The sequence below is a fragment of the Chloroflexota bacterium genome, from assembly GCA_040902225.1.
Lineage (GTDB): Bacteria > Chloroflexota > Limnocylindria > QHBO01 > QHBO01 > CF-167.
Window position 1 is genome coordinate 137,347 of record JBBDXT010000004.1, and the last position, 15,221, is coordinate 152,567.

Annotated in this window: 16 protein-coding genes; 13 read left to right on the forward strand and 3 right to left on the reverse strand. The window is 69.7% G+C overall.

What is annotated here, in order from left to right; translation table 11 throughout:
- The first annotated feature begins 3 nt into the window (after positions 1 to 3).
- From WEB29_02925 to WEB29_02940, 4 genes are all read left to right on the forward strand, one after another.
- Complete coding sequence (locus WEB29_02925) at positions 4 to 924, forward strand: PfkB family carbohydrate kinase (GenBank protein MEX2135903.1); 921 nt, start codon at positions 4 to 6, stop codon at positions 922 to 924.
- Positions 921 to 1,859 carry a pseudouridine-5'-phosphate glycosidase gene (locus WEB29_02930; protein MEX2135904.1) on the forward strand — a complete coding sequence of 313 codons (939 nt, stop codon included), beginning with the start codon at positions 921 to 923 and terminating at the stop codon, positions 1,857 to 1,859. The genes WEB29_02925 and WEB29_02930 overlap by 4 nt, the downstream gene beginning before the upstream one ends.
- A gap of 72 nt (positions 1,860 to 1,931) precedes the next feature.
- Positions 1,932 to 2,471 carry a hypothetical protein gene (locus tag WEB29_02935; protein MEX2135905.1) on the forward strand — a complete coding sequence of 180 codons (540 nt, stop codon included), beginning with the start codon at positions 1,932 to 1,934 and terminating at the stop codon, positions 2,469 to 2,471.
- On the forward strand, positions 2,468 to 2,620 hold the full coding sequence (locus tag WEB29_02940; GenBank protein MEX2135906.1) for a hypothetical protein: 153 nt from the start codon (positions 2,468 to 2,470) through the stop codon (positions 2,618 to 2,620). The genes WEB29_02935 and WEB29_02940 overlap by 4 nt, the downstream gene beginning before the upstream one ends.
- On the opposite strand, the gene WEB29_02945 is transcribed toward WEB29_02940, so the two are convergent.
- Positions 2,617 to 3,426, reverse strand: a complete 810-nt coding sequence (locus WEB29_02945; protein MEX2135907.1) for a UbiA family prenyltransferase — start codon at positions 3,424 to 3,426, stop codon at positions 2,617 to 2,619. The genes WEB29_02940 and WEB29_02945 overlap by 4 nt on opposite strands.
- A 140-nt stretch (positions 3,427 to 3,566) precedes the next feature.
- Between WEB29_02945 and WEB29_02950 the strand changes: the two genes are divergently transcribed.
- From WEB29_02950 to WEB29_02990, 9 genes are all read left to right on the forward strand, one after another.
- Positions 3,567 to 5,267 (forward strand): CTP synthase, encoded by a 1,701-nt coding sequence (locus WEB29_02950; GenBank protein MEX2135908.1) that lies wholly within the window; start codon positions 3,567 to 3,569, stop codon positions 5,265 to 5,267.
- A 4-nt stretch (positions 5,268 to 5,271) separates the two neighbouring features.
- Positions 5,272 to 6,846, forward strand: coding sequence for a hypothetical protein (locus tag WEB29_02955; GenBank protein ID MEX2135909.1), 1,575 nt, complete (start codon positions 5,272 to 5,274; stop codon positions 6,844 to 6,846).
- A gap of 123 nt (positions 6,847 to 6,969) precedes the next feature.
- A complete protein-coding gene (rho, locus tag WEB29_02960; GenBank protein ID MEX2135910.1) occupies positions 6,970 to 8,442 on the forward strand; it encodes a transcription termination factor Rho in 1,473 nt (490 codons plus the stop codon).
- Between the two features lie 14 nt (positions 8,443 to 8,456).
- On the forward strand, positions 8,457 to 9,830 hold the full coding sequence (locus tag WEB29_02965; protein ID MEX2135911.1) for an N-acetylmuramoyl-L-alanine amidase: 1,374 nt from the start codon (positions 8,457 to 8,459) through the stop codon (positions 9,828 to 9,830).
- Between the two features lie 253 nt (positions 9,831 to 10,083).
- Positions 10,084 to 10,761, forward strand: coding sequence for a M23 family metallopeptidase (locus WEB29_02970; GenBank protein ID MEX2135912.1), 678 nt, complete (start codon positions 10,084 to 10,086; stop codon positions 10,759 to 10,761).
- 74 nt (positions 10,762 to 10,835) lie between these two features.
- Positions 10,836 to 12,134, forward strand: coding sequence for a GTPase ObgE (gene obgE / locus WEB29_02975; GenBank protein MEX2135913.1), 1,299 nt, complete (start codon positions 10,836 to 10,838; stop codon positions 12,132 to 12,134).
- A 71-nt stretch (positions 12,135 to 12,205) separates the two neighbouring features.
- Positions 12,206 to 12,847 (forward strand): nicotinate-nucleotide adenylyltransferase, encoded by a 642-nt coding sequence (gene nadD / locus WEB29_02980; protein ID MEX2135914.1) that lies wholly within the window; start codon positions 12,206 to 12,208, stop codon positions 12,845 to 12,847.
- Positions 12,848 to 12,903: 56 nt separating this feature from the next.
- Positions 12,904 to 13,218, forward strand: a complete 315-nt coding sequence (gene rsfS / locus WEB29_02985) for a ribosome silencing factor (GenBank protein ID MEX2135915.1) — start codon at positions 12,904 to 12,906, stop codon at positions 13,216 to 13,218.
- An 88-nt stretch (positions 13,219 to 13,306) separates the two neighbouring features.
- The gene (locus tag WEB29_02990) at positions 13,307 to 13,579 is read left to right on the forward strand and encodes a hypothetical protein (protein MEX2135916.1); all 273 of its coding nucleotides are present in this window, start codon (positions 13,307 to 13,309) and stop codon (positions 13,577 to 13,579) included.
- A gap of 9 nt (positions 13,580 to 13,588) precedes the next feature.
- Here WEB29_02990 and holA read toward each other — a convergent pair whose 3' ends face one another.
- Both holA and WEB29_03000 read right to left on the reverse strand, forming a co-directional pair.
- Positions 13,589 to 14,617, reverse strand: coding sequence for a DNA polymerase III subunit delta (gene holA, locus WEB29_02995; protein MEX2135917.1), 1,029 nt, complete (start codon positions 14,615 to 14,617; stop codon positions 13,589 to 13,591).
- A complete protein-coding gene (locus tag WEB29_03000) occupies positions 14,614 to 15,180 on the reverse strand; it encodes an HDIG domain-containing metalloprotein (GenBank protein MEX2135918.1) in 567 nt (188 codons plus the stop codon). The genes holA and WEB29_03000 overlap by 4 nt, the downstream gene beginning before the upstream one ends.
- Between the last annotated feature and the right edge of the window lie 41 nt (positions 15,181 to 15,221).

Below are 15,221 nucleotides of genomic sequence, written 5' to 3' on the forward strand. Positions count from 1 at the left end.
CTGATGCCGATCACCGTCATCGGCGACACCACGCTGGACGTGACGGCCCGAGCAGCAGGGCACCCCCGCGCCGGCGGCGACGTCCCGGCGAGGATCTCGATCTCGCCCGGGGGGCAGGGAGCCAACGTGGCGGTTCGCCTGGCTCGCGCCGGCGTTGACGTTCGGCTGGCCACCGCCATCTCCGATGACGCTGCCGGCCGCATGCTGGCTATGGCGCTTGAGGCCGATGGGGTTGAGATCGTGCGGCTTGTGGCGGAGCGCAGCGCCCTGGTGATCTCGCTGCTCGATGCCGATGGCGAGCGGTCCATGCTCTCCGACCGGGTCACGCTCGACCCCAGCGCACTCCCCGCGGCCTGCCGCGGCGCTGATTGGGTCCATTGCTCCGGATACCCGCTGGCGGACGATGTCAGCGGCGATGCCGTGGCCGAAGTTCTCGGCTCGCTGCCGCCGTCGACCAGGGTGAGCGCCGGCGGGGGATCGCTGCCGGATGACCCGGCCCGCTCCGCACGGGTCAGGAGCCGGGTCGCGACGGCAGGCGTCGCGCTGCTCGTCTTTGGCCGGGACGAGGCGGCCGCGCTGCTGGACCGGCCGCTGCCGTCGGTGGCCGCCGCTGCTGACGCGCTGGCGATCGCGTTTCCCGGGCTGATCGCCGTCGTCACCGGCGCTGCGGCAGGCTCAGCGGCGGCGGGTCCGGGCTTCGCCCTGTCGGTGCCGCCGATCGAGGCGACGACCCCGATGCTGGACTCGACCGGGGCGGGCGATGCCTACGTGGCGGCGCTGATCGTCGGGCTGCGGGGATCCGATTGGCCACCGGGCGTGCCGATGCTCCGCGCGGCGATGGAGCGAGCATCTCGCGACGGCGGCCTGGTTTCCCGGGTGCTCGGTGCCCAGACGAGGACGGCGTCGGAGCCGACCGGCCGATGAGCGAATCGACACCCCTCTCGATCTCCGACGAGGTCGCCGCGGCGATCTCCGCCGGCCGGGCCGTGGTGGCGCTCGAGTCGAGCCTGATCGCCCAGGGACTGCCCTCCCCGCAGAACCTGGAGACCGCACTTGCAACCGAGCGCGCAGTGCGCGACGAGGGAGCGGTGCCGGCCACGACCGCAATCGACGCTGGACAACTCGTTGTCGGCGCCACGCCGGCCCTGCTCGAGCGACTCGCCGATTCCGCACAGGACGCCGGGAAGGCCGGCTCTCGCGACCTCGCCCCGCTCCTCGCTTCCGCACGCCTGGCATCGACCACCGTCAGCGCCGCCATCCGGATCGCCGCCATGGTCGGCATTCGCGTGCTGGCCACCGGTGGCATCGGCGGCGTCCATCGTGGCGCCGCAACCTCGTTCGACGTCAGCAGCGATATCGACGAGCTGGCGACGACCCCGGTCGCCGTCGTATGCAGCGGCGCGAAATCCATCCTCGACCTGTCCGCGACGCTGGAGCTGCTGGAGAGCCGTCGAGTGCCCGTCATCGGCCTCGGCGTCGACGACCTTCCGGCGTTCTACAGCGTCAGTTCCGGGTTGCGCCTGCCGCATCGGGTGGAATCGGCGGGCGAGGCGGCTGCCGTGCTCGCTCTCCATCGGGCGATCGACGGGTCGGGCGGGATCCTCTTCGTCCAGCCTGCCCCCGCCGACCTCGCCATTCCGTCGAACGAGGTCGCCTCCTGGATCGAAGCGGCCAACGCGGAGGCTGCACAGCGGGGGATTCGGGGCGGCGCCGTGACCCCGTTCCTCCTCCGCCGCGTCGCCGAGCTTTCTGACGGGCGCGCGCTTCGCACCAATATCGGACTCATCGTGAACAACGCCAGGATGGCCGCGCGCGTGGCCGTGGCGTACGCGGAGATGCTTCGCGGCAGCCTGGCCTGAGGAACCGCGTACATCGGCTGGTATCCTGCCAGTCAGCCCGCAACGGGCCGCGACACAGCAGAGGGAGTTCGCATGCGGATCTACGAGGGTAGCCCGCGGCAGGACTGGGAAGAGGTGCTCCGCAGTATCGGCGCTTTCGTTGACCGCGAGCGGATCAAGGAGCTGCTGCTGCTCGAGCTGGACGCCGGATTCATCCTGCAGGGGATGGCATTGCCAGCGGCCGGCGCGCGGACCGAATCCGAGGGGTCTCTCACCAAGATCACGCGCGAGCTCCCGGACGACGAGGTCGCCGAGCTGATGGAGGTCGCCGCGGTCAAGCGCTCGGATGCGCCACCCGGGACGCCTCATACCGAGATCGCGAATTACTACGAGCACGCGATGCGGGTGATCGGCGCCTACCTGGACCTGAACCATCCGCGCGACGTCTTCTTCTTCGAGCAGGGAGGATCGTTCGTCCTGAGGCTTCTCGTCCTCGGGGCGGGTGCCGCCCCGGCCGGCCATCAGCTGGTCGAATTCACGAAGGACGACATCATGTCTATGATCGAGTCTGCACCAGCGCAACGAGAAAAGCCCGCCCGGGAATCCGGGCCACCTGGGGAGACCGTGGCATGAAAATCTTCAAGATCCTGTTCGTCACCATCGGCGCCGTCCTGGCCGCGATGATCATCATCCCGCTCACCGTCCTGGCTGGCCTCTTCGTCTGGCTCAAGCTGACCGAGGAAGGCGACGAGGACGACCTCGAGATCGAGGACGCCGTCTAGCCGGTACTCAGCGCCCACGCCGCCGTCCAGGAGACGGCGGCCAGCAGGATTCCGTACCAGAGCCAGCGCTCGCTCCTCGTTCCGGCGGCGATGCCAACCAGGCCGATCAAGCCCAGCGCGACGCTCGCCGGCGAAGCTCTTCCGCCGATCAACAGCGCACCGCCGACCCCGAGTCCGACGGCCAGCGCCAATCCCGCTGCAAGCAGGCGACTTGCCCGCCGGCCGAGCACCTGCGCCAGGCTGCGCGACGAACCGGCGGCATCCGCCTCGAAGTCTCGCAGCGTGTTGGCCAGGTGCGCTGCCATCGCAAAGGGTGCCACCAGCGGGATCGCCGGCAGCACCCGCTCGATCGGGACTCCCACCCCCGCTGCAATCCACGCCGGAAGCAGGCCGAAGCTGACGAGGTACGGGAGCGGGGAGAGCGGCGTCCGCGACAGGAACAGGTTGTAGGCAAGCGCCGAACCTGATGCCGCTGCTCCCAGCACCAGCGGCAGGGTGCCCGTGCGCCACGACGCGGCCAGCTGCACGGCCAACCCGATCGAAGCGACCCAGGCCGCCGCATTCAGGCTCAGCTCACCGGCGGGGAGCGGCTTCTCCGGTCGCACAGCGGCGTCCCGGAAGCGGTCGGCGATGTCGTTGGTCGCGCCGGTGAAGACCTGGGAGCCCGCCACCGCGAGCACAGTGAAGAGCCATCGATCGCCGATCGGCGCGCCCGCCTGCGTCGCCAGGATCGCGCCAAGCGCCGCAGTCAGGACGACCACCGCCAGCGCCGGTGCAGGATGGATCAGGCGAATTGCGGCAGGCATCGGTCCAATCATCGCGCGTCCGTCGGACACCCGGTTGCCCGGTGCGCTAAACTGACCTCCCGAGTACGGCGTTGGCGTCCGGTGCTCGCGTGTCCCTTTTCGAAGGCACGCTTGAGCCACGAGGCAGAGGAGCCCGAGCGATGCCGAAGTATGTCTTTGTGACCGGCGGCGTGACCAGCTCGCTGGGCAAGGGCATCACCGCCGCCTCGATCGGACGGATCCTCAAGGCACGCGGCATCCCGGTCTCGATCCTGAAGCTCGACCCGTACATCAACATCGACCCCGGCACGATGTCGCCGTACCAGCATGGCGAGGTCTTCGTCACCGACGACGGCGCGGAGACGGACCTCGACCTCGGGCACTACGAGCGCTTCATCGACGAGAACCTGTCGCAGGCGAGCAACGTCACCACCGGGCGCATCTACCAGAGCGTGATCGCCAAGGAGCGCCGCGGCGACTACCTGGGCGGCACCGTGCAGGTCATCCCGCACATCACCAACGAGATCAAGGAGCGGATCGCGCGCGTTGCCCGCGAAGGCACCGGCTCGGTCGCGACCAGCGGGCTGGCCTCGCACGGGGTCGTGGTGGTCGAGGTCGGCGGCACGGTCGGCGACATCGAGAGCCTCCCCTTCCTGGAGGCGATCCGCCAGATGCGCAAGGACGTCGACCGCCGGAACGTGCTGTACGTGCACGTCACCTGGCTTCCGCAGATCGGCGCAACCGGCGAGCTGAAGACCAAGCCGACCCAGCACTCGGTCAAGGAGCTGCGAGGGATCGGGATCCAGCCCGACGTCATCATCCTGCGCAGCGATGAGCCGATCGAGGACGAGATCCTCGACAAGGTCTCGCTCTTCACCGATGTCGACGTCAACGCGGTGATTCCGCTCAAGACGGCAAACAGCATTTACGAGGTCCCGATCCAGCTCGAACGAGCAGGGCTCGGCAAGCTGATCACCCACGAGCTGGAGATCCCCGGCAGTGAACCGGACCTGCGCGACTGGCAGGATCTGGTGGCCCGCATCCGCGCTCCGCGGCCCGAGGTCGAGGTCGCCATCGTCGGCAAGTACACGGAGCTGCCCGATGCCTATATCAGCGTCTCCGAGGCGCTCAAGCATGCCGCTCTCCACCACCGCGTCGACGTCAAGGTGCGCTGGATCCGAAGCGAGCACCTGGAGCGAATCGAGCAGGAGCAGGTCGATGACGAGCTGAAGGGCGTCGCCGGCGTGCTCGTCCCCGGTGGCTTCGGATATCGCGGGGTGGAGGGCAAGATCCGGGCCATCCGCTGGGCGCGGGAGCAGCGGGTGCCGTTCCTCGGCCTGTGCCTCGGGCTGCAATGCGCCGTGATCGAGTTCGCGAGGATGGCGCTCGGCACCGATGACGCCAACAGCTCCGAGTTCAACGTCTTCACCGAGCACCCCGTGATCGACCTCATGCCCGACCAGACCGATGTGACCGACAAGGGCGGGACGATGCGGCTCGGCCTCTACCCCGCCCGCCTCGAGGAGTCGTCCAAGGTGCGCGAGGCATATGGCACCGAGATCGCGTATGAGCGCCACCGGCATCGGTTCGAGGTCAACAACGCCTACCGCGAGCGGCTCTCGGAGGCAGGGATGTGGTTCAGCGGCGTCTCGCCCGATGATCGCCTGGTGGAGTACATCGAGCTGCGCGATCACCCCTGGTTCGTGGCAACCCAGGCGCATCCGGAGCTGAAGAGCCGGCCGAGCCGGCCACATCCGCTCTTCCGCGACTTCGTCGGAGCCGCCGCCGCCCGACTCGGCCTGGGAGCGACCACGGATGCGGCAGAGGCTGCGGTGATCCCGGTCGCCGAAGGCAAAACCTGAGCCGATGAGCCCGCGCGCCGTCGCCGCCCGAAGGGCGGCCTTCGACCGGTCTGCCTACGAGCGCGACCTCGGGGTTTTCCTCGCCGAGCGCGAGGAGGAGCTCTACCAGCACGGTGCCGGCCTCCACGACGAGCTGGCCCTGCGACCGATCTACGAGCGCCACACCTCGCTCTTCAGCCGCGCCGTCGTGGATGGGCTGCGCCGTCTGCTCAAGGCCGGCGGCCCAGATACCGGCCACAACCGTGCCCTGCTGGCGGCTGCCACCGATGGGTTCATCGAGCGGGCGACCGCCGAGCTGACCGACGCCATCGGCACGGCCGAGGCGACCGCTGTCGTGGTATGGCGCGGCGAGGCGATTCCGTACCGAGCCCTCCGCAACAGGATCAGCGAGATCAGCGGCCGCGCCGAGCGGAACGCGCTGTATTCCTCCTATCTGGAGGCGGAGGAGGCGTTGAACCCGATGCGCCAGGAGCGATTCGATCGGATCGGGGAGCTGGCGCGTGGACTCGGCTACGGGGACTACGTCGAGCTGATCAAGACGACCCGTGGCTTCGACCCCGATGAGCTGGCAGCCGGGGTGCGCGGCTTCCTGGACGAATCGGAGACGCCCTACTTTGCCGCGCTGCGACGCTACCTGGCACGCATTGAGATCGAGCAGGGCGACGCGAGCCTCGCCGACCGGTGGTACCTGATGCGCGGAAGCGGCTGGGACCACTGGTTTGATGGCCGTCGAATGCTGGCGGTCCTGGAGTCGACCCTCCGCGGCCTGGGGATCGAGCTGCGTGACCAACCCGGCGCGACGCTGGACGTGGAGGCGCGTCCGAACAAGTCGCCGCGCGCGTTCGTGGCGGTCGTCAACGCCCCGCGCGACGTTCGCCTGGTGATCCAGCCGCGCGGCGGGTGGGACGACTACGGCTCGGTGCTGCACGAAGCCGGGCATCTCGAGCACTTCCTGCACGTCGACCCCAAGCTGCCGCTGGCGCTGCGCGAGCTGGGCGATGCGAGCGTCACCGAGGGCTACGCCATGACCTTCGAACGGCTGCTCGCCGAGCCTGACTGGTTGATGGCACAGCTCGGCATGCCGGCCGAGCACGCGGCCTCATTCGCCGACTTCTACTCGCTCTACCACCTCATCCTGCTGCGCTCGCTGGCGGCCCGTCACCTCCACGAGCTCCGCATGCATCGAGGTGGCGATGCGGCCGTGCATCGGGCAACCTACGCCGGGCTGGCCGGCCTGCTGACCGGCGTGCGGGAGCCGGAGGAGCGGTACCTGGTGATCGACGATGGGATGTATGCCGCCTCCTACCTGCGCTGCTTCATGCTGGACGCCGCGCTGACCGACCACCTCATCGAGCGCCACGGAGAGGCCTGGTGGCGCTCGACGGACGCCGGCGAGACGCTCAAGCGAGCCTGGAATCGGGGGCAGCAATGGACCGCCGAACAGGTGGTTGCGCATCTCGGGTATGATTCGCTGGACTGGCGACCGGTCGTGCGTCAGATTCGGGCCAAGCTCGTCGGCGAGATGAGCGGCTACGGCGGGCCCAACATCACCACTCGCGCAGGGACCCGCAAGGTCTGACCGGTCATCCGCCCGCGCGTCCCCCGGACGAGAGCGACACGCTCACGCGTGGTCCCGCAGAAACTCGGCCGTCAGCGGCGCTCGCTACCCAGATCCCATTCTGATCGAGGTTACAGGCACTCCATGAACGACGAAACCCGCTCCCAGCGCCGCGGCCGGCCACGACGCAGACCCGATGGTGGAGGCCCGCGCCGGCAGGCGCCGCGTCCCGTCTACCAGGGTCGGCGCAACAACTACGCGACCGGCGGCTACTCGTCGATCTTCGCAGGCCCGTTTCCACGGGAAGGCGATGAGACCGATGAGGGCTGGAATCTCGCCGAGCTGCAGGCCCGCAGCCTGGAGGAGCTTCGCGAGCTGGGCAGCGAGCTCGGCGTCGAAGGAGCCGACGAGCTTGACCACTCGGACCTCGTGCTGAAGCTGCTCGACGTGGTGCCGCTCACCCCGGCGCAGCCACGCCTCGACCAGAACGGCCAGCCGGGGATCGCAACCGGGGTCCTGGAGATCGTGGACGAGGGCTTCGCCTTCCTGCGCCGCCACGGCGTCATGCCCTCAAACGACGATATCTACGTCAGCTCGTCGCAGGTCCGCCGCTTCGGACTGCGGACCGGGGACAAGGTCGAAGGCCAGACCCGGCCACCGAAGGACCAGGAGAAGTACTGGGGCCTGCTGCGGGTCGACACCGTCAACGGCGTGGATCCCGACACTGCCCGCCGACGCCCGTACTTCGACACGCTGGTGCCGGTCTTCCCCGACGAGATGTTCGATATCGAGACCGATCAGAAGAACCTGACCCAGCGCCTCATCAACCTGATCAGCCCGATCGGCAAGGGGCAGCGTGGCCTGATCCTGTCGCCGGCCAAGGCGGGCAAGACGACCGTCCTCAAGCACATCGCGGCGGGGATCACCGACAACTATCCCGAGGCTGTCCTGATGGTCGCCCTCATCGGCGAGCGGCCGGAAGAGGTCACCGACATGAGTCGGAGCGTGAAGGGCGAGATCTTCGCGTCGACCTTCGACGAGCCGACCGAGAACCACACCCGGGTCGCCGAGATGTGCCTGGAGATCGCCAAGCGCCAGGTCGAGACTGGCCGCGACGTCGTTGTCCTCCTCGACTCCATCACGCGCCTGGCGCGGGCCTACAACCTGGCCCTGCCGGCATCGGGCAAGACCCTCTCGGGCGGCGTTGACCCGATCGCCCTCTACCCGCCCAAGCGCTTCTTCGGCGCCGCCCGCAACATCGAGGGCGGCGGCAGCCTGACGATCATCGCCACCTGCCTGGTCGACACCGGCTCGCGCATGGACGACGTCATCTACGAGGAGTTCAAGGGGACCGGCAACATGGAGCTGGCGCTCGACCGCAAGCTGTCGGAGAAGCGGATCTTCCCCGCCATCGACGTGCTTCGCTCGGGCACCCGTCGCGAGGAGCTGCTGCTCGACGAGAACACGCTGCGCATGATCTGGACGATGCGTCGCATGCTCTCGGCGGTTGGCCCGAACGAGGGGATCGAGCTCCTGATGCAGCGGCTCGGCAAGACGACGAACAATGCCGAGTTCCTCGTCTCGCTCAGCAAGAGCGTCGAAGCCTCCGAGCGCTGACCCGGCCCCGTCCCATGCTGCACCTCGCGCGTCGTCAGATCGCCGCGCTGCTGGGGGGCGCCCTGCTGCTTTCAGCCTGCGGGCCGAGCGCTCCGAGCCAGAGCGAGACGGAATCGGTCCAACCGTCCGCATCCAGCGCTGCGAGCGCCAAGACGGGCGAAGTCGTCCCGGCGCCCGGCTCGTCGAGCAGCGTCTACGAGCCGAATCCAGGCGCTATCGTTGTGGCGATCGACCCCGGCCATGGCGGCTGCCTCGACTGGGGCGTCCCCGACCCGCTGCAGCGAGGCGCGGCGCTCAGCGAGAAGGTGATGACGCTCGCCATCGGCATGGAGCTCAGACGCACGCTCCAGGACCAGGGGGTCACGGTGGTGATGACGCGTGAGACCGATGTGGCGCTCGCCGGCGACGACTATCCGGACCTGGGCTGCCAGGGGCCGCCGTTCCGCGACGTGAATGGCGACGGTGAGACGGGCTTCGATCCGGAGGGCAAGACCCGCATGCGCGACGAGCTGCAGGCCCGCCTGGACCTGGTCAACCTCGCTCGCGCCGACCTGCTGGTCAGCATCCACATCAACTCGATCACCCAGAACGGGGTGGTCTTCGAGATCGCCGCCACCCAGACCTACTACACCGATGAGACGCCCTGGGGGCAGACCGCCACCCAGCGCCTGGCGCAGGCGATGCAGGACGACGTTGTGAATTCGCTGGACCCGCTCGCCTCGTATGAGCGCCAGGATCGCGGCATCTCGGCGGTCAACTTCTACATCGTGGCCCCGCCACTCTTCGAGACGACCCCGGACCGCCCAGACCCCGTGAAGCAGCCGACCCGCGGGGCGCTGATGCCCGCGGTCCTGAGCGAGGTCGGCTCGATCACACTGCCTGCCGAGCACGACCTGCTGCTTACCCCCGCAGGACAGGCGGCGGCGGCGCAGGGGATAGCCGCCAGCTTGGAGGCCTACTTCGCAGATCGGCCGCTGGCGGCGCGCTTCGACGCGCTCATCCCGCTCGGCGAGGCAGGGCTCGTCCCAGCCACGGTCGGTGGCAGCGGGCCGCCCTACTGGGCCGCGGGACTCCGCCGCGCCGAGCTCGCCCTGGGGCTACCGGTGCGCCTGACGAACACCGGCACCGATCCCTGGCCGGATGATCTCAGAGTGCTCGTCGGCTGGGAGTCGAGCGCGGAGCCCTATCTGCGTCGGGCTCCCCCTGCGCTTGACGACAGCGAGCTGGATGTCCCGCCGCTCGAGCCCGGCGAATCGGTCGTGCTGGTGCTCAAGCTGGAAATCCCGGTCTCGGAACGAGGGATGCTGTGGGTCACGCTCGGCAACGACCAGGCGTCGTTCAGCGACCTCGGATCGGCCCCCCTGCAGCTGTCGACCAGCGGTCCATAGGACCCCGATATGACTACTGGCGCGTGCCCCAATGGACAGCCCCCAAGGTTGACCTCCTCTTAACGGCGCTGCTACCATCGCTGCGCACGACTCCTGGCCGGCGTCGTCGCCCGTGCCGGTGGGAAGAGCGGGGTCGGGCAGCCACAGAACCAAGGATGCAACCGCGGGAGCCTCTGTATTGCCCGATAAGCGACGGTCCTCGCGCCGCGCGACCGACGAGCGACCAACTGCACGAGCAGTCTCACATCTCGCCGTGCTCGCCCTCCTGGCGGTGACCGTCGTCGTTGGCGTGCGCGTCACGGCTGAAGGCTCAACCACCGCCAGCAGTCAGCGCGGCTTCCCATTCGGACTCATCGCCGTGGCCCAGGGGGCCGACGCGGCGTCCCTCGCGCAAGAGATCGTCCGCTACGACCTCGTCCCGCAGCCGGAGAGCCCGGAACTGCTACCGGAGCGTGGGGCCCGGGCCGAACTGCCCGTCATCACACCCCTACCCACGCCGGTCGCCCCGCCACCGCCGCCACCTCCGCCCGCCCCGAAGCCGGTCTACGTCAAGGCGGCACCGGTCGTCGGCACGGGAGAGCTCCTGTGGCCCGTCCCAGGCGGGGTGATCACCCAGTACTACAGCTCGTACCACAAGGCGCTCGACATCGCGGGGCCGACCGGCAGCACGGTGATCGCGGCAGCCGCCGGAACGGTGACGTGGTCCGGCTGGAAGAACAATGGCGGCGGGCTGGTGATCGCGATCGATCACGGCAACGGGATCGTGACCCTCTACAACCACCTCGGCAGCCTGTGGGTCGCCAAGGGCACAGCAGTCACCGCCGGCCAGGGGATCGCCGCGGTGGGCTGCACGGGGGTCTGCACGGGGCCACACGTCCACTTCGAGACGATCGTCGGCGGGGCCATCGTCAATCCCCTGCGTTACCTCTAGCCCCGTTCGCGGTTCCCGCGCTCGAAGTCGCCCGGCCAGGGCCGCTGCAACCCCGTTGCTATCATCGGTCACCGATGTTCGCTGACCAGGTTCGGATCTTCGTGGCCGGCGGCGCTGGTGGCGACGGATCGGCATCATTTCGGCACGAGGCACATGTCCCCCGCGGCGGACCCGATGGAGGGGACGGTGGCTCGGGCGGCGCGGTGGTGCTGGTCGTCGATCCCGGCATGACCACCCTTGGGGACCTTCGCCATCATCGGCACCATCGCGCCAAGGCGGGCGGTCGCGGTGCGGGTCGCAAGGCGCACGGCAAGAACGCTCGCGACGTGCTCGTGCCCGTTCCACCCGGGACCGTGGTGCGACTGGCGGCGGCCGGCGACGAACCCGACCCTGACGGAGCTCTCCTTGGAGAGTTGCTGGCGCCCGGGGAGCGGCTGGTGGTCGCGCGGGGCGGACGCGGCGGACGTGGCAACGTTCATTTCGTCAGCTCCACCCACCAGGCGCCGACGCACGCCCAGAAGGGCGAGCCGGGCGAATCGCGCTGGGTCGAGCTCGAGCTGAAGCTGATCGCCGACATCGGACTCATTGGAGCTCCCAACGCCGGGAAGTCCTCGCTCCTCGCGGTGCTGACCGCCGCCACGCCGGAGGTCGGCGCCTATCCGTTCACCACGATCCGGCCCAACCTGGGGGTGATCGAGCTGGACGAGGAACGTCACGTCGTGATCGCCGACCTGCCGGGCCTGATCGAGGGTGCCTCCGAGGGTCGTGGGCTGGGACATGATTTCCTGCGGCACGCCGAGCGGACGCGTGTCCTGGTGGCCGTCGTCGACGGCGCCGCAGCGGATCCGGTCGGCGAATGGCAGGCTGTCGAGGCCGAGCTTCGCGAGCACGATCCATCGCTCATGCTGCGACCGATGCCGATGGTCGTCACCAAGCAGGACCTCCCCGAGGTGCACGCCGCCTGGACCGGCATCCGCCGCACGCTGGGCGCGACCGGCGCCAAGCCGATCGCCGTCTCCGCTCACGCCGGCACCGGGCTGCGCGAGCTGCGGACGGCGCTGGCCGAGGCGCTCGATGACTCAGAGGGCCGTTCCGCCTCGGAGCCCCTGCCCGGGGCGGTGCGCCTGCATCGGTTCGACCCACTCGACGCCGGGTGGCAGGTGATCGCCGAGGCAGACGGCCTCCGCGTGCGGGGTCGGCGCATCGAGACGACCGCCGCCCGCACAAACTTCGAGAACTACGAATCGCGCGATCGATTCCAGCGCACCCTGGAACGGATGGGGATCGACGCCGAGCTGCGACGGCTGGGGGCGCGCAGCGGGACGATGGTGCGCATCGGCTCGGTCGAGCTGGAGTGGGGAGACGAGGATTGAGGGGCGCGGCGGTTCGGGCCGAGGGAACGACAGGACGCGCCTCCGAGCTGCACGAGGCGGCACCCGAACCGGTGGCCCGAGCCAGGCAAAAGCCCCGAGCCAGGAAGGTCGGGATCCTGGGTGGCACATTCGACCCGCCGCACATCGGCCACCTCTGGCTGGCCACCCTGGCCGCCGACAGCCTGGGCCTCGGCCATGTCCTGCTGATGCCGGCCGCGCGTCCGCCGCACAAGGGCCGCACGGCCATCAGCAACGCAGCCGACCGGGTGATGATGACCCGGCTGGCGATCAGCGGCGATCCGGGGCTCGACCTGTCGCTGGTCGAGATGGAGCGCCCTGGCCCCTCCTACACGGTCGACTCGCTGGCGCAGCTCCGTGCCCACCTCGGCAAGGAGGTGGGGCTGGTCCTGATCATGGCCGCAGACTCGTTCGCGGAGATCGAGACCTGGCGTGAGCCGGATCGGCTGCTCGAGCTGGCGGAATGGGCGGTCGGTCCGCGTCCCGGGACGCCGCTGCCGGAACGCGAGGAATTGCGCGCGCGCTTCGGTTCGGCTGCAGCCCGCATCCACCTGCTGGATGGCCCGTCGCTCGACCTCAGCAGCTCCGACATCCGGGCTCGGGTGGCGGCGGGTCGCCCCATCCGCTACCTTGTCCCGCGGGCCGTCGAGGAGCTGATCACGGCCCGTGGCCTGTATCGAAGGAAGAGACCATAGAGGAGCGCACAGACGGGCTGACGGCCATCGATCCCGGTGACCTCGCGCATCGGATCGTGGACCTCGCCTCCGACAGGAAGGCGGTCGACATCGTGCTGCTGCGGACGACCGAGGTGACCACCATGGCCGATTACTTCGTCATCTGCACCGGCCGCAGCGACCGTCAGCTCCAGGTGCTGGCCAACGGGATCATCGACGAGCTGCGCGACGACGGGATCCGTCCACTGGGCGTCGAGGGCCGCGGTGCCGCGCGCTGGGTGCTGCTTGACTACGGCGCGGTCATCGTCCACCTCTTCGCCCCCGATGAGCGCGAGTTCTACGGGCTCGAGCGGCTGTGGAGCAACGCGGCGCAGGTCGTCCGCCTGGTCTAACCGCGCTCCGCAGGTACTACCGGGGTACCAGTCCGGGCACACCGGACCTCCTATTGAGCCGATCGGGGGCCGCTTCCATGCTCGGGCCATGGACGAGCACGCTATTGAGCACACGAGCGAGGAAACGCCGGCCGAGTCCTGCCGCTTCTGCGGCGGCGGCCTGCTGACCAGCGTCTTCGACACCTCGTTCCGCGACACCGCCGCCGAGGAGCGACTCTTCTTCGCCATCCCCGGGGCCCTGTGCGTGCCCTGCCGCCAGCTGTACGTCGACCGCCAGCTGATCGGGATCCTGGGCCTCTCCGAGTCGCAGTGCACCTTCGCCATCCAGAGCGACCGGGTCCTGCGCGCGGGCGCCGCCTAGCCGAATCCCTCAGCCGCGCGTCGGACGCGTTGCCAGCAGGTATTCCCCCAGCCAGGCGACCAGCGCCGGCTCCTCCTCCATCTCGTTGGCCTTGATCGACAGGTCGGCCTCGAACAGACCGCGCAGCATCCCCTCCAGCTCGGCCCCCGAGTAGCGTCGCGCCGACTCCGCGATCCGCTCGGCCATGCGCGCGTTGCCGCGCCCGACCCGCCTGGTCAGCTCCTGCGGCGTGGCGCCGTTGGCGCCCAGGTCGCGGGCGACGATCAGGTCGGCGATCCTGCCCTCCAGCGCCGCCAGGATCCTGAGCACAGGCTGCCCTTCGCCGATGGCCCGCTCGATCGCCGCCGCCGCGGCCGCCGGCTCGCGCCGGTCGATGGCATTGGTGATCGCGAACACGCTCGCCGGTCGCGTGTCGCTGACCAGCGCCTCGGCGTCCGCGGGGGTGATGGCGCGTGCGCCCGCATAGGTCGCCAGCTTGCGCAGCTCGCCGTCCGCCACCCTGGTCTGCTGCCCGCGCTCGATGTCCGATTCCCAGATGGCGCCGCCGATGCGCTCCGCCAGCACCGCGGCGGCCCGCGGCTCGATCGCCACGCCGAGGCCTTCGGCGTGGGCGCGGATCCAGCCCTGCAGCTGGTTGCGCCGGGGCGTGGCCCGTTCCTCGACGGTTCCGCCGCGCGCCACCACGGCCTCGACGATCCGCTGCAGCAATGCCGGCGGACGCCCGGCATCGCGGGACGGCCGGAGCTCGGCCAGCGCCAGCGCCGCGCCGTCGGGCAGCTCGGTCGCGAGGGCCAACAGCTTGTCGGTTGCCGCGTTCGAGCGGCCAGCCGCGAAGATCGGCTGGTGCAGCACCACCAGGTGAGCGCCGAACATGCCCACCGTGGCGGACTCGAGCCGGGCTCGGTCGATGGCAGCCTCATCAGGGCTGCGCTCGGGCGTGATCTCGGTGCGCTCCGCAACATCCACCCGCGCCGCGAAGGTGGTCAGCGACTGGTCGATCCCGAAATCGTCATCGCCATGGACGAAGAGGAGTGTCATCCGGCCTGCCCCTCCGCCCAGGCAGCTCGCAGGCGCGCCTCGAGCTCGTCCACCGTCAATCCGGCAGCGGCCGCGAGGTCGGCCTGCATGGCGTGCGCCGGGGCACGGGCCAGCTCGAGATCGGCCCGGTAGTCGGGGTAGCGGCGGGCCTGGTCATCGATCCGCTCGTCGATCGAGACGAAGGCCTCCGCCACGTGCCGGTCGGCCACCGCCACTGCCACGGAGGCCCAGCCGCGTGGTTCGCGTGACGGATCGAGCAGGCTGGCGATGGGATGCGACGCGATCGGCTCGGCCAGCTCCGGATACCCGCGCTCGGCCATCCACCGCGCCCCGAGCACACCGTGACGATCGCCGTCGCCTCTGGTCATGGGCTTGTCAACATCGTGCAGTAGGGCGGCGACCGCGACAAGGCGCGGATCAACTTTGACATCGGCCGCATCAAGGAGCCGTGCCGCCTCGGCCGCGACCCGACTGACGCCGCGCGAATGCGTGACGATCCCGTCGGGAAGGTCGAAGGAGGCAAGCAGCCGCTCGGCCTCGGCGAGAGTGGGAACGGCGGCCATGCAAGGATGCTACGCGCCGGCCGGCTGGCCGTGATCGGCCG